The sequence below is a fragment of the Pedobacter sp. B4-66 genome (assembly GCF_018492665.1).
Taxonomy (GTDB): Bacteria; Bacteroidota; Bacteroidia; order Sphingobacteriales; family Sphingobacteriaceae; genus Pedobacter.
Genome location: NZ_JAFVME010000006.1, coordinates 334,319 through 350,407 on the forward strand (window position 1 = coordinate 334,319; position 16,089 = coordinate 350,407).

General features: G+C 38.6%; 11 protein-coding genes. All 11 read right to left on the reverse strand.

Features of this window, described 5'->3' with window-relative positions:
* Positions 1-58: 58 nt before the first annotated feature.
* Entirely contained in the window at positions 59-739 is a 681-nt protein-coding gene (locus J1905_RS13185) for an ATP-dependent Clp protease proteolytic subunit (RefSeq protein WP_173092007.1), read from the reverse strand.
* Between the two features lie 85 nt (positions 740-824).
* Entirely contained in the window at positions 825-1,094 is a 270-nt protein-coding gene (locus J1905_RS13190; protein WP_173092005.1) for a hypothetical protein, read from the reverse strand.
* The gene (locus J1905_RS13195; protein WP_214227748.1) at positions 1,075-1,644 is read right to left on the reverse strand and encodes an RNA polymerase sigma factor; all 570 of its coding nucleotides are present in this window, start codon (positions 1,642-1,644) and stop codon (positions 1,075-1,077) included. Before J1905_RS13195 ends, J1905_RS13190 begins: the two co-directional genes overlap by 20 nt.
* 95 nt (positions 1,645-1,739) lie before the next feature.
* Entirely contained in the window at positions 1,740-3,386 is a 1,647-nt protein-coding gene (locus J1905_RS13200) for an FAD-dependent oxidoreductase (protein WP_214227749.1), read from the reverse strand.
* 19 nt (positions 3,387-3,405) lie between these two features.
* Positions 3,406-4,158, reverse strand: a complete 753-nt coding sequence (locus tag J1905_RS13205; protein WP_214227750.1) for a porin family protein — start codon at positions 4,156-4,158, stop codon at positions 3,406-3,408.
* 80 nt (positions 4,159-4,238) lie between these two features.
* Positions 4,239-4,589 carry a hypothetical protein gene (locus J1905_RS13210; protein ID WP_214227751.1) on the reverse strand — a complete coding sequence of 117 codons (351 nt, stop codon included), beginning with the start codon at positions 4,587-4,589 and terminating at the stop codon, positions 4,239-4,241.
* Between the two features lie 169 nt (positions 4,590-4,758).
* On the reverse strand, positions 4,759-5,811 hold the full coding sequence (locus J1905_RS13215; RefSeq protein WP_214227752.1) for an IPT/TIG domain-containing protein: 1,053 nt from the start codon (positions 5,809-5,811) through the stop codon (positions 4,759-4,761).
* A 2-nt stretch (positions 5,812-5,813) separates the two neighbouring features.
* The gene (locus J1905_RS13220; RefSeq protein WP_214227753.1) at positions 5,814-7,412 is read right to left on the reverse strand and encodes a RagB/SusD family nutrient uptake outer membrane protein; all 1,599 of its coding nucleotides are present in this window, start codon (positions 7,410-7,412) and stop codon (positions 5,814-5,816) included.
* Between the two features lie 18 nt (positions 7,413-7,430).
* A complete protein-coding gene (locus J1905_RS13225; RefSeq protein WP_214227754.1) occupies positions 7,431-10,613 on the reverse strand; it encodes a SusC/RagA family TonB-linked outer membrane protein in 3,183 nt (1,060 codons plus the stop codon).
* Between the two features lie 131 nt (positions 10,614-10,744).
* Positions 10,745-14,935, reverse strand: coding sequence for a hybrid sensor histidine kinase/response regulator transcription factor (locus tag J1905_RS13230; protein ID WP_214227755.1), 4,191 nt, complete (start codon positions 14,933-14,935; stop codon positions 10,745-10,747).
* 22 nt (positions 14,936-14,957) lie between these two features.
* Complete coding sequence (locus tag J1905_RS13235) at positions 14,958-16,079, reverse strand: glycoside hydrolase family 26 protein (protein ID WP_214227756.1); 1,122 nt, start codon at positions 16,077-16,079, stop codon at positions 14,958-14,960.
* Positions 16,080-16,089: the final 10 nt, after the last annotated feature.

A 16,089-nucleotide genomic window follows, 5' to 3' on the forward strand; every position in this document is an offset into this window, starting at 1 on the left:
TACCATGCCCGATAAATATAAGTATTGACCTAGGATAAGTAATAACGAAAAATGTTTATCACCTCGACAAAACCTCATCAACCATACCAAATTCTTTGGCCTCAACCGCTGTCATCCAATAATCGCGACTAGCAGCTTCATTGATCCGATCATAGGCTTGCCCACTATGTTTGGCTATAATCTGGTAAAGTTCCTTTTGCACCTGAAGCACTTGTTTAATGGAGATATCCATATCAGTGGCAGTACCTTGCGTACCTCCTGAAGTTTGATGAATCATTACACGAGAATGCTGCAAAGCAGATCGCTTTCCGGCAGCACCCGCACAAAGCAATACTGAGCCCATAGAAAGAGCTATACCAGTACAAATAGTTGCTACATCCGGTGCTATGAATTGCATGGTATCGTAAATACCTAAACCAGCATAAACCGATCCGCCTGGTGAATTAACATACAACTGGATGTCCTTTTTAGCATCGGCCGATTGCAGAAAGAGCAACTGGGCCTGAATTACATTGGCATTCCTTTCATCAACAGCTTCTCCCAGAAAAATAATACGATCCATCATCAGACGTGAAAATACATCCATCTGAGCAACGTTTAATTGCCGCTCTTCTGTAATATAGGGCGTCATGGCAACCGGACCGGCCATAGCCGACGTTCTTGAGATATATTTATCTACATAAATACTGTTAATACGGTGATGCTTTACCGCATAGCTGCGAAATTCGTTGTTTTTCATGTTGAGTTATTTTTGGTAAAAAAAAGACATAGCAATACCCCTACCCGCATTGGGGCACATTAGCATTTAATTAAATTAAGTTGGTTTACTTACTAAAAAGACGCATAATCCTTTGCCTGAATGAAAGGTGCTCAGGCGAGGCAAACAACTTTTGGTGTACTTGACTGATTTCTTTACGTAACTGCTCCCTGCCGTAGGTTTCTACCAGCTGATACGTTTTTTGCTGCCAATGGATACTTTCCTGCAACTCTGGCTGGAGCAATAGCCGCGCCTGCATTAAAACCTTTTCTTCCCCACCAGGACTAGTCAAAAGAAAATCTTCAATCAGCAGCAGCTCATTCAAGGATGTCTTCATAGCTTAATGATTTTTCTTTTACAGTTTCCTTTATTTTTTCCAGGCATTTGAACTTCTGAACAGTTGCTGATCGTGGCCCTGAAAAGTCAAATCGTTCTGCAACTTTTTCCATATTCAGCTTTTCATAATAAAAAGCACTAAGCAACTCCATACATTTCTGACCTGCAGTTTGTAACAGCTTAAACAATCGAGAAGAAGATATTTCTTCCTGCTCAGCAACATCAATCAGACCAACCTCTTCATCAAAATCAGCATTTAACTGATCAATAGACAATTGTTTTGTGCTTTCTTTGTATCGTTTGTTCCAAAGGTAACGGGCAATACCAAACAGATAGGCCTTATCGCTGTGTTTCAGAGTCAGTTCCCGCGGCTGTGTCGATTTCTCATAATAAATAACCAGAGCATCCTGAAAAACATCCCTGGCATCATCAAATGAACCACCCATTCTAGAAACATGACTTGCCACAAGGGGAAAAGCTTTTTTATACAATGCTGTAAGCCATACTTCACGATCATTGCAGCGCACATCAGTATTTAATTTTGCATCCATAGTTACTATGTTTAATAGTATGTGGGCATTTTAAACCAAATATCACCAAAACCTGGCAATTATTTTTGTGTAGCCTTTAAAACACTTCCTTTCTATTAATTGAGCCTTAACCTCTGTTTTTGTTTCAGCAATTGCGTTTCCAATTTTTCGTAAGATACCTGCTGAACATTTACCTGATCATCAATAGCGATGGCTGCTGCTGTTGCTGCAGATTCGCCAAGGATCATAAAAACAGGCTCCATCCTTACCGAACCATAGGCAATATGAGAGCTGGAAACACAAACCGGCACCAATAAATTACTGCACTCTCCAATTTTAGGGACTATAGATCCGTATGATATGCTGTAAGGTTTGGGTGCATGCACACCTATGTCTCCTTCATTCTGCACAAACCCTCGGCTATTCACGTAGCGTTGTGTATTATGCGAATCCAAAGCATAAGAACCCATACCTATTGGTTTTGGCACTTCTTTTCGCCCCAGTGTCTCATTTTCCGTTAATACACAATCACTCACCATCCTTCGGGCTTCTCTTACATAAATTTGGTGAGGCCAGTTTCCATTATCTTTAAATTCATCTTTAGACAAGCCCCATGTTTGCAATCTTTTTTGCAGATCAGCAGGAACACGCGAATCTGTAATCATGAAATACATCAGTCCCTTTTGATAATCTTCATGTTGTTTGACAATCTCTTTGCGTTTCTGATAACTAGTTTCAGGATAATCGTAGTTCATACCAATAAAATCTGTACTAAATGGACCGTGATTATTTGTATCTGTTTTACGATTAGGTATGTCGTCAAATTTATCAAACAACTCTTTCCAACCACTTTGAAATACCCTTGCCAGCAACTCGTAATTTGCAGCATTATAATTGTCGGGTTTTGGAAACGTTATCCTATTTTCTTCCTTATTGGTGAGGCACATTCTAAAACAATAGGCTTGTAATTTATTATCACCCTCTCCTTTTACTCCCGGATTTTCTCCTGAAATACCTGCAAGCAGACCGCTGTTTTTATCTCCCGGAATTTTGTAAGGGTCTATATCTGTTTTAAAATGATGTCCATGTTGAAATACCTCTGTCTGAACGCCATTCCAGATTTCACCATACACACTATTTGCTTCGCGGCCAACATGATAACTTACCTTTGCACTAGCCATCAAATCGCCCTCGTAAGTAGCATCTATAAACATTTTACCTGTAAACTGCTTACCACTTAATGTAATGATGGATGTAATTTTACCATCTTTCATTTTTACCCCATCTTTGCGATTTAGCCATTCATTTCGGTAAATCTCAATGTTGTTTTCTTTGATATAATCTTCCATGATCTTTTCGGCAACATGAGGTTCAAATATCCACATAGTCCTATCTTTACCATCAATTGCAGGTGTTCCTTGCCCTTTATTACCATATTCTTCCTTTTTTTGCCACTTCCATGCTGTATCCTGTTGGTAATGAAGATAAACCCTATGGTAAAAATCACGCGATAAGCCTCCTATAACCTCCTTATTCCCTGTATCAGTAAAACCTAAACCACTTGATGACAGTCCGCCCAAATGAATATCAGGAGAAACCACAATCACAGTTTTACCCAGTTTTTTGGCGGCAACAGCAGCAGTAATGGCAGCTGATGTACCTCCATATATGATCAGATCAGCCTGATAAGGTTTGTTAGCTCCCGCCAACAAACCTGAAACAGAAAACAGAAGGATTAGAAAAAAACTTATTGTTTTACGCATTATACAATTGTTTTGAAAATTAAAATTTTACACCAACACCTACAGAGCCAGTAAGCATTCGGGTATCTAAATTACTTCCATTATCCGACACCGTACGACTAAAAACAGGAAGCAAGGTGTAGCTTAGCCTAAAATCCGCATAAAAATTAATCTTTCGGGGACTGTTATCACCAAGCTTAACCCCGGCAAGTAAACTATTGTTAAAATGTTTTACATTTTTCAATGGCAATATTTCATTCTTAGCCTCTCTTCCATTACCATCAACACCTTCATCGTAGTGTAATTTTGTCTTAGAATTAACTGCTATACCGGGAGCTAAACCTGCATAGGCGGCTAAAAAGATCCGAAACGAACTTGGCTTAAAGTTATAATTAATAACAATTGGTAATTCTACGTAATCAATATTGAAATTAAAATTGTTATAGGCTTGTTGCTCCTCGCCTTCTTCATCAATAATAGTTACGCTGTTGTTTTTTTCCTTATAAACCATCCCTCTTGAATTAAAGAGCAATTCGGTAGTGAGACTAATGCGTTCCGTTAGTCGTCCGTCGGCAGTTAGTCCGGCATTTATGGAACTTCTTACAAAGGAATTGAAATTACTGAAATCGCTTCGTTCTGCTGTGGATGTGGGCATTACTTTGCGTGTAAAGATAGAGGCGTTAATGCCGGTTTTGATTCCGAACCTTACCTTTTTTTCAAAATCAGGGCGTTCTTGGGCCTGAACATACAGCCCATAGAAGAGCAGTATGAAAAAACATAATTTAGATTTCATAGCGAGTTTTATTTGTGTGTACTCTAATTTATGAAATTTAATTGGTTACTCATCGTAACATTTTGAGCGAGAAATATTTACTATTGAAGCTCCTGAAGCTCTTCAGGTCGGATCTTGCGTTCTGGTCGGTAACCGATCAGCGCAAGGTTGATTTCATCCTGTTTATTAGGGTTTATTAAGCGCGAGCAATAAGAATCTCCGTTTTCGTAGCAAAAGCTTATAACTACACGTTCTTTAGGGTGATTTATCTCTGGTAAGGTACCTAAAACGGCATATAGATTATTAAGTACTTTGGTTACATCATCAGTTTCAGGTAAAACGAATAGAATTTCATCTCTTTTAGCATCGAAATAGGTAATTGAACGCCAACCGCGATCATGATAATGCGCTTTAAGATTTACTAAAAGTTCTGACTTATAAGGATGATTCATGTGAAAGTTTACTTACTTCGGCTAAGATAACAGTTTCGGCATAATACAATAGTTATTTCGTAGGTAAAATTACTGATAACGTGATCATTGTTATTAACACAGCCGTTGTTATTAACACAATCGTCGTTCTAAAATAAATTCAGAACGACGATCGGGATAACTTCAAACCCTACTTCACTAAAATAACATCATCAAAGTAAAACGCTTCATCTTGTTTCTCCGGCCCTTCTATCCAGAAGCCTAGTTGCTTCATTGGGCCTTTTTTCCAAAGCTCAAGTGTAGTCATTGGAATTTTAAAATAAGTCCACACATTAGCCGGCACAGCAATAGGCACACTTCTGTCTGAATTCCCATATCCTCCTGCCCTTGCATCACCCGTTACATAAAGTGTATAATCGACCGAAGCCCCTTTTACCCAGAACGACAAATAATTGTACTCTGGCATACTTGCTACCCCATTCCAGTTGGCAAAGCCATCTGCACTCCAATTACCTTTATTATACCCGGCTTTAAATGATTTAATCCCGCTTTTAGCAAAAGTTGAAGATATTGATGCCGGGCCCCATGATCCATTTTCGAAACCATTACCATAATCATCAGTAAAGATTTTATAAGCTTTATCCAAATTTACAAAAACCTGACTAGTAGTAATTGGTCCTGTAGAATTGGTAAGTACAAGTTTTGCACTATTTACCGTAGTTGCAGGCATTTTTATAACCAGTTCTTTTTTAGATTGAGTAACAATACTTGCCGCAGCAGCAGTTCCATCAATAGTTATGCTGGTTACATCTTGCAAATTATTACCCACTAAAGTAATCTCCGTACCCTCAACAAAATTGTAGTTCGAAGCCGTATTTACCAATGGTAAGGCTACCACATTAAAAGGCACTTTTAGCTGAGCACCAAGTCTGTTGGTTAATATGATGTTCTGAGTGCCACCATTTGCAGTATCCGGAACCCTAAATATCAGTGCCCTGTCGGTGTTCAGCGTAGGATTAAAAGGAGCAGGAACATTACCCTTTTCAAACACAACGCTGGTTATACCACCGAGACCGCTACCCGTTAAAGTAAGCACAGTGTTTCCACTTGCTTTCTCCGGATCAAGCTTGTCAGCAACAGGGTTCTTTGAGGCTTTACTTTCCGACTGTTCTTCTTTTGTACAGCCGGCCAAGATTAATACACCTGCCAGCAGGAATATTTTTAGATTTTTAATAGTCTTCATGTCTATTTATAATAAGCTACTGCAGGTTGAAGCAGCAATGGATTAATAACTGTTTCTGGTTGCGGTACCGGAAGGTACAGCTGTTTTGCCGAAGAAAGCGTAGCTTTAAAGCTGGTTAACTGCCCGTTGCCACCTACTGTACCACGCTCCTGTACGGCTATCATCTGTTGTGCTTTAGCAAATCCTTGTCTTTGGATATCAAACCAGTAATCGCCTTCAAATGCAAATTCTACTTTACGCTCATGCAAAATATCATCGAGCGTGATGCTCGTTAAACTTACTAAGCCTGCACGGTTATGTACCTGGTTAAATGCCTCTAAAGCAATAGCATCACTAGTCGATGTTCCACCTGCAAGTACAGCCTCGGCATAAATCAATAATACATCGGCATAGCGCAAAATATAAGTCGAAATGCTATTGTGACTATCAGAAGTTACAACTTCCGTGCTTCTGTTTGGCCCAACAACATATTTCTGAATATTAGAACGCGTACCAGTCTGGATTTTGAAATCGCTTGTTATACCCGTAGTATCGTATGTAAACCCATTAGGGAAGTTGTCATTAATCCAATCAGCTTTATGAAAACCTTGCTGCATTACCGACCAACCTTTTCTTAAATCACCTGTTGCATAACCTGTTGATGCATTCAACATATCGAATGACGGTACCACTGCCGAATAGCCATTTCCACCTGTAGGTTTTGGTTTTAGCAACGGTTGAGGCCCTACATAAAGCATATACCTGTTTCCACCGTTCCATCCCATAGAAGCCAACCACCTTAATGAAAACAACATTTCTTTGTTGTTTTTATTGGCTATATCTGATGAAGTAAACATTCCCTGAAAGTCAGGATTTAAGCCAATCCTTTGGGTCGACAAAGCATAATCCATAACCTCTTTAGCCTTTATTCTGGCATTTTCATAGTCCTTTAAGTAAAGGTAAATTTTGGCCATCATACCCTTTGCCGAGTATTTGTTAACACGACCATCTTGTGTAGCTATCTCCGGCAGGTTCTCTTCTGCGAACTTTAAGTCTTCAAGCGCAAACTTTAACACATCTTTTTGAAGATACCTTGGAGTAAGCGGTGCACCTTCTTTAGTTAATTCAACAGGGTTTTCTACAATTGGTGCGTCACCAAAAGCACGACCGATATAAAAATAAGCGAATCCGCGTATAAACTTAGCTTCAGCAATACCCACATCAAGATATGCAGGATCAGAAATCTGTGCTTTTTTCTCCATAAAAGCATGAATCAATACCGATGCTTGTCCAGCTGCCTTATAGCACGATTTCCAGGTGTCCATCACCAAACCATCAGTACTTTGGATGTTAAAATTATAAAATGAATTGTATTGCGCATTGCCCTGAACACCTGTTACAGTACCCCCAAGAACATCGCCTACAGATATAAACGCCTTGTCCGACCAGTCGTTCCATACTGAATTGTATAACAGACCGGTAGCCCCGTTTACTTCAGATGCTGTGGTATAATAATTTTCTGTTGTTGGCCCCGTTTCTGAGGGGTTATCCAGAAAGCTCTTTTTACAGGAAACCCCAACTAAAGCGGCTGCAAAAAGTATGATGATAATATTAGTTTTCATTACTTTAATTTTTAGAGGTTAGAATTCAATGTTAGTTCCAATTGTAAATGTTCTTGGAACCGGATAATGACCATTGTCAATATTCATGAACCTGATGCTGTTGTTAAGTGCACCCAGCTCCGGGTCGTAACCAGAGTAGTTGGTAAATGTGTATAGGTTCTGTACCGACACATAAAACCTTGCGTTGTTCACTTTTATCTTGTTAATTAAAGATTTAGGCAGGTTATAACCCAATGCTACATTTTGTATCCTCAGGTAAGATCCATCCTCAATATACCTGTCGGATATTCTGGAGTTGTTGTTATGCCATTGGTTGTACCTTGGTAAATCACCATTTGGATTGCTTGAGGTATATCTGTTTAAAACCGAAGTAAGCTGATTTGCATATGGCGAACTTAATGCCTCTGTTTGGCGACGACTATAATTAAAAATATCGCCACCCTGGCTACCATAAATAAATATAGATAGGTCTATTCCCTTATAGCTAAAGGTATTGGTAAAACCGTAAGTAAAATCAGGGTTAGGATTTCCAATTACGGTAACATCCTTATCATCAACCACCTTATCGCCATTAAGATCTTTAAATCTTACATCACCCAACCATAAGCTACCCGGTGCTCTGGCTAAACCATAATCGATTCCGTTATTCAGTTCCTCTTGCGATCTAAATAACCCATCTGTAACATAGCCATAAAACGCACCAAGCGGACGGCCTTGCTGAGATAATGTTACCAAAGATTTTGTTCCATACTCATCAAACATACCCGGTATGGTAGCATCGGGCTGATTCATTTTGTTTAAGATATTTTTATACCTGCTAAATATGATATTGGTTTTCCATGAGAAATTATCGTTTTGAATATTGTAAGATGTTAATCCGATATCAAAACCTGTATTTGTCATTCTACCTGCATTTGTAATTGGAGTTTTTATGTCATTCCAGGCAGTACCCAAGCCAGAATAAGCGCCCAACTGAGTAGGCAAAATCATATTAGACGTTATTTTCTTATACACATCTACACTAACCTCCAGTTTTTTATTCCATGTGCTAAGGTCTAAACCTCCATTGTAAGTATTAACCGACTGCCATGTAATTAGCGGATTGGCTACATTGGCAGGTAATCCACCCGGGCCAAAAGGGGCGGTACCAAAAAGAGTAATATTTGATGAGTACAAGTTTCCTCCTCCGGCATCCTGCCCTCCTACCTCACCATAGCCAAATCTAAATTTCAAGTAGTTTATGTATTTATTCTCTTTCAAGAAAGATTCATTACTTGCAGTCCACGAAGCAGAAACCGCAGGAAATGTTCCCCATTTATTACCTGCACCAAAATTTGATGAACCATCTCTTCTAATTGTTCCGCTGATAGAATAACGGTTATCATAAGTATAATTTAACCTTGCAAATACAGATTCCATACTCCATGTTGATGCATCGGCCTGTATATCCTGAGTATCGCCTCCATCACCTGCATTCAGGTTCGGAATATTCAGTTTCAAATTATCTCTTTTACCGCCGATCATATCATAAGTTGAACGCTGCGCCTCATGGCCTAACGTTGCTCCCAAACTATGCTTACCAAAGGTTTTGTTGTAATTAGCATAGTTTTTTAAAGCCCAGTAAAGAGAGTTCCGTCTTTGATCCCTTAATCTGGCGGGAGAAATGATTACACTTTTAGTAACCTCGTTGTAAACGTAAGGCTGAAATGCTTTATCAGCCGACAGGCTAAAATCGAAGTTACCTTCTGATCTGATAACAAGGCCATCTATAATATTCAGATCAGCATATAACGCACCAAAAGCTCTGGAAGTTTTATTGGTTACATCGCGCAGATTAGCCAAGGCCACCGGATTATTAGGGTTTCCGAATGTGCTTCCTCCAATTACATTGGTAGAGATGTAATTACCGTTAATATCTTTAACAGGCGTTGCAGGGCTATTGTAAAGCACTGTACTGGTTACCGCATCAAAACCATCCGACAATCCAATTTGCTGTTTTGTTCTGGATAAATTCGCTGTAATACCTGTTTTTAACCATTTGGTAGCCTGATGGTCAATATTTGCTCTTAAGGTTACTCTGTTAAATCCTGTTTTAATCAATGTACCTTCCTGATCAAGAAATCCACTTGAAAAATAGAATTGGGTTTTCTCTGATCCGCCTGAAAAAGCAAGCTGATGACTTTGCGTAAAACCTCTTCTATAAATTTCATCCTGCCAATCAGTTCCTTTACCCAATAGGGATGGATTCTTAAACTCGCCAATACTATCCATACCACTTCCCGGAACAGCCCTTACTTCCTGTACTAAAGAATTCATGTATTCTGCATTTTGACGCAAGTTCATTACCGAAAGTTTTTTAGGAATCTCGGCCATACCTACATAAGAATCGTAGGTAATTTTACCTTGGTTAGCTTTCCCCCTTTTGGTATTAATTAATACCACACCATTTGCACCTCTGGCTCCATAAATAGCCTGAGCAGAGGCATCCTTTAAAATGTCTATAGTTTCTATATCGGCAGGGTTTAACGTAGCCATAACACTTTGACCAACTTGTCCTGAGCCACCGCCCAGTACATTTTGTTCCAGCGAACTACTTTTACCGTCCATGGCAACTCCATCTATTACATATAAAGGTTCGTTGTTATCGCCTGTCGAAGTAAGCCCTCTAATCCTCACAGAAACACCTCCACCTGGTTGTCCACCATTGTTGTTGATGGTAACACCGGCTACTTTACCTTGTAATGCCTGATCTACGCCGGCTACAGGTAAGTTTTTAATGTCTTTCTGTGATACAGATGAAATAGCTGAGGTTACTTCCGATTTACGTAATGTACCGTAACCAATTACAACCACATCTGCTAAGGTTGATGTAGAAGATTTCAAATTAACGTTGAGGGTTGAATTTGAACCTACTGTAAATTCTTGCGTGGTCATACCCACATAAGAAAATACGAGTATGCTGGAATTGGATGTAACCATAATGGAGTACTTACCCTCATTATTGGTTAACGCGGTAACTTTGGTTCCCTTTACTATTATTGATGCACCGGGCAAGGTTGTTCCGCTATCATCAGAAACAACACCTGTAATTAATTTCCCTGTGTTACTTTGGGAGTAACTGGACTTAGTGATACCAGTTAGTGTAAAGACTATGAACAGAATATAAATCCATTCATTACAACTCGTTCTTGTCGTTTTCATTTTTGGTCGTCATATTTGGTTTAGTTGATCCACCCATAGGATGGGTTTCCATTTGTTAAAACTAGAGACAACTGAATCCTGTATTGCTAAAAAAGGGGGACTCAAATGTTAACCTTTAACAAAAAAGGCTATTATGCATTAATATCTTTGTTTTCAGTATATTTTGATGGCAGTACATCAAATTCTTCTTTAAAAGATTTAACGAAGTTCTTTGTAGTTTTAAAACCTACCTTATAACAGATCTGCGAAACAGTTAATTTGCCCTGTTCCAGTAACTGAGCTGCGCGTTTTAAACGATATGATTTGATAAACTCCAACGGAGTTTTACCTGTAAGCGCTACAATTCTTTTGTATAAGGTTACCCGGCTTACCAACATCAGGCTGCTCAGTATGTCTACAGAGAAATTACTGTTATCTATATTCTTCTCTATTTCCTGCAATACCTGCTGTAAAAACTGTTCATCCGGACTTTCCATTTCAACTGTCGCTGGCTGCACCTCTACCTGTTTCTGGTATAGCTTCCTGAAAGATTCTTGCTGAACAAGTATGTTACGGATTTTAGAGTTCAGGATTTCAAAGCTGAAAGGTTTGGTCATATAATCATTAGCCCCTGTTTCTAAGCCCATTAGTTCTTGTTCCTCTCCTGTTAGTGCAGTAAGCAGCACCACAGGTATTTGGGTTGTTCTGGAATCACCTTTAATCTTTTTACAAAGCTCTATACCTGACATTTCGGGCATAGATATATCGCTGACAATAATATTTGGATGATAAAACAGCGCCTTTTGCCAACCATCCTTACCGTTTCCGGCTTCTATTACATTAAAGTCTTCCTTTAAATTGTCTTTAAGGTAAAAGCGCAGATCAGCATCATCTTCTACAAGTAATACGGTAGCCTTTTTGGAAGAAATAGTAACATTTGCCTGCTGACCATTAAGTGCATCCTCATCAACAATTACATTATCTACAAAACTATCTGTAGTATTACTTTGGTTTCTAAGTTCTTCAAAAGGCAGTAAAATGGTAAAGCAACTGCCTACGTTTTCATCGCTTTCCAGAAATATCTCACCACCATGCAGTTTCACAAACTCTTTTGTGATGGCTAAACCTATCCCACTACCCTGATTGATGATAGATTCAGGAATGTCATTCTGGAAGAAACTTTCAAATATCTTATCCTGTTTTTCCTTGGGGATGCCTATTCCTGTATCGCGCACTTTAATCTCAACCATATACTGATCAACCATAATACAGTCTACAGAAACATTAACCTTTCCGTTATCCAATGTAAATTTAAAACTGTTAGACAGCAGGTTAAACAGAATACGTTCTATTTTATCATGATCAAAGTTTACATCCAGCTTTTCATAAGTAGCATTAAAGGTGAGCAGGATGTTTTTTTGTTCTGCAAGGTCTTTAAAAGAATAAGTAATGTCTCTAATAAACGAAATGATATCACCCGGTCTTTTTTGTAGCTTAATTTCTTTAAGCTCCATCTTTCTAAAATCGAGCAGCTGATTTACCAGATTCAGTAAGCGTTTAGCATTTTTCTGTATCAGAGCAACCTGTTCTTTAATCAGATTATCTGATGTGCCTTTCAATATTTTATCTATTGGCGCCAAAATTAACGACAAAGGTGTTCTAAATTCATGACTCACATTGGTTAAGAACTTGATTTTCATGGCATCAAGATCTCTGTACCTCATGGCTTCCAAACGCTCATTATCCAGCAAACGCTGAGATTCTATCTTCTCTTGTTCAATCAGCCTTTGAACCTCTAGTTTTTCCTGTTCCGCAGCAAACTGTTGTTTTAGTTTTTGAATACCACGATATCTTAAATAATACAAGGCACCCCCTATGGCTAAAAAATAAAGAATATAAGCCACTGTAGAAGTATACCAGGGGTTCAGGATTCTTATTTTTAAAGTTACCGGTACAGCATCAGCTATGTTTTCCGTACTTGATGCTCGTACCTTAAAAACATAGTCTCCCGGGTCGAGATTTGTATAGGTAGCCCTGCGTAAAGTATTATCAGCCGAAATCCATGTTTTATCAAAACCCTCCAACATATACTGGTGCTTCACCTTATGCGGTCCAATGTAGTTTAAGGATGCAAACTCGATGGTAAATACATTCTGATCGTGATCTAAAGTAATCTCTTTGGTATCAAAAATAGATTTCTTAAGGATTATCCTACCATCAAAAGCAGTGTTAGCTGTTACACTTTTATTAAACAATTGAAAGTCGGTAATAAAGAGCTTAAAGGTTTGATTATAAGATTTAATTAATGATGGTTGGAATATGTTAATCCCATCCGGCCCACCAAAAGCCAGCTCTCCGGTTTTTAGTTTTACCGAAGCTATCCTGTTAAATTCTTTCCCCTGCAAACCATCATTCTCGTCAAAGTTCTTAAAAACGAGATTAAGCTTATTCCCATATTTAACCGATATTTTTGATAAGCCATTAGAAGTACTAACCCAAAAATCGCCTTGATTATCTTCCTGAATATCCATGATATTATTATCAGGCAATCCATTTTCGATGGTATAATTAAAAAAGGTTTTGGTTTTTAGGTTATAGATGCTCAATCCATCTCTGGTTCCTATCCACAAATACCCTTTACTATCCTCAATAAAGCTATTGATATTATTATTGATCAAACTATTATCATCCTTCGGGTCGTTTATAATGCGGATAAACTTTGTACCACCTTTAGGCAATACATTCATCCCATAAGAAGTACCCGTCCATATGTTTTGATGAGAATCTTCTAAAACCTTAAACACATAATCCGAACTAATGAGGTTCAGATTCTGCGTATATCTTTTAAACTTCTTCGTAGTTCTATCGAATAAATTAAGCCCGCCGCCCATGGTTCCTATCCAAAACCTGTGCGAAGAATCTTCAAGAAAATCGGCTACTTTATTGTCGCTTAAACTTTCGGGATCAGAAGCATTGTATTTATAGTGTGTAAACTTGCCATTATCCAGATAATCAAAGCCCCCGGTGTAAGTTCCTATCCATAGTTTTTCAAAACGATCTATATAAATGGCAACAATGGCATCATGCGATAAGCTATTGTTGTCTGCAGGATCGTGCCTGTACGAAGTGAATTTATGGGTACTTCGGTTGTAATAAACCAGTCCTTTTCCATTGGTACCAATCCAGATATTTCCTGCTTTATCTTCAACCATCCGGTTCACATCACTATGTATTAAACTATTGGGATCGGAAGAGTGCTTAATGAGGTTAAACTTAATGATATTGGGGTGGTAAAAATTAATTCCCTTTCTAAAAGTACCTATCCAAACCATACCTAGGTCATCGTAATAAATACTCGAAATACTGTTCTGACTTAAGCTCTTACTATCATTCTCGTTATTAAGGATATACCTGATACTGAAGTTCTTCTTATCAATTAGATTAATCCCCCCATGATCCGTACCTATCCAAATGTTATCACTATTGTCCTGAATAATGCCTGTTACAATATCAGAGTTTAGCTTAACTACAGGCGAGTTTTTACTGATCTTATTCAGCTCATTTTTTACTGGATCAAAGTAATAAACCCCTGTAGAGGTTGATATATCGTAAATCCATATTAGCCCCTGTTTGTCTATAAAAATCTTATAGGTATCACTTTCCTTATTAGAGAATTTACTCGATAAATCTATTCTTTGAGCAACAACATCTGAGTTCTTTTTAAGCATCTCCAACTTTCCGTCAGAATGGATAAGCCATGCGTTTCCTTCTTTATCTTCTGCTAAGTCTATAATCGGGCTGGCCGACAAGCTGCTTTCTTTTCTAACTTTATGAGCAACGTACGTCGTTTTCTTTGATACCGTATCATACTTATACAATCCAGACGAGGGAGAGATAAACCAAAATCTTCCTGAATTACCTTTTTTCAGTGCTCTTATCGTCATTCCCGGAACACCGTATTTTGAAAGTTGGGGTTGTATATTGTGATCAAATAATTCGGTTACAGGATCATATAGATCCATACCGGCCCTTGTTTCTATAAAAAACTTACGATCTGGACCTTGAACAATAGATCGTACATCACTATCACTTATGGTCGACTTGTTTTTTGTTCTGTTCTTGTATACTTTAAAACTATACCCATCAAATCTGGCAAGGCCAGAAAGTGTACCTAACCACAGAAACCCCTTATCATCTTTATAAAAACAGTTAACATCGTTATGTGGAAGCCCATTATTAATATCCAGATGAGAAAACTGATACTGATTATACTGCGCAAAAGTAGACACACTTGCAAACAAGCATAGCCCTAATAATATCAGTATTTTCAGTTTTTTCCCCATTCGTGCCGATTGTCAATATACATTATTTATAAATCGCTTTAAGATCCTTTTCAAAAAGGGTGTACGGATCATCGTAAAACTTCTGAAAATCAGGAATATTAGGATGCCCCGGATAAGGTGCGTAAAAATGTGTGGCACTCTTGGTATCATTACGCCAAACCAGCACATAGCTCATCCTTATCTTATCGCTTTTCATCACCTTAAGCAACACGTCATTCCACCAGTTTGGATTACTTAACGATTCCAATCCGGTTTCTGTAAAAGCGGCCAGCTTACCGTTCTTTTGGGCATAAGCCGAAACTATACGAAGTTTATTTATAGCAGCATCCAGATTGTATTTACCATAACGCCCCATATCACCATAATTATCCGTTCCGAGCATATCTACCCATTCATTTCCAGGGAAACGCGCCAAATACTCTTGTTCAGAATTGAATTGGTTATCCGGAGAAAATGCATAAATAAAGTTGTGTACCCCTGCCGTATCACGCAAATAAGAAACAGTAAACTTCCATAAAGCTTTAAACTCATCAACTGTGCAATGCGATTTACCCCACCAAAACCAGTCGCCATCAAACTCATGATAAGGTCTAAAAATTACAGGAACAAGTTTACCATCAGCCGCTTTCAGGCTCTTTGCCCAATCAGCAACATCATTAAGTATCTTAACATACTTAGCGTGTTCCTTGCCTCCAGGAATAATATATTTTACAGCAGGCAATGAAACCGAATCTACCCAGTAAAAGCCACCTGGCGAAACAGGATTAGAAAAATGCCAGGCCACAGTAGTAACCCCACCCCTGTTATAAGTATCGATTACATTTTTGCGCAAATGTTCTTTTGTTTTCTCAATCTGTGCTTCCGGTAGCCCCGACATTTCCGACAAATCAATACCAATTACTGCCGGATGCGAACCTACAACAGACTTAACATCCGATCGATTGGCCTCGCCAGACCAACCATGACCATATTCTGTAGCGTGTTGATGCCCAAACAAAGTATGTTTTTCAGATAACTTATACAGGTTTTTAAAAAGCGCTTTGGTTTCCTTCGTTGCCAAAGGATCTATAAGGTTACGTTGTTGAGCTGTTGCTGCATTTACAAACAGCCCCGTAAGGGTAATTAACAAATACTTCAGGTTCATGAAATTGTAA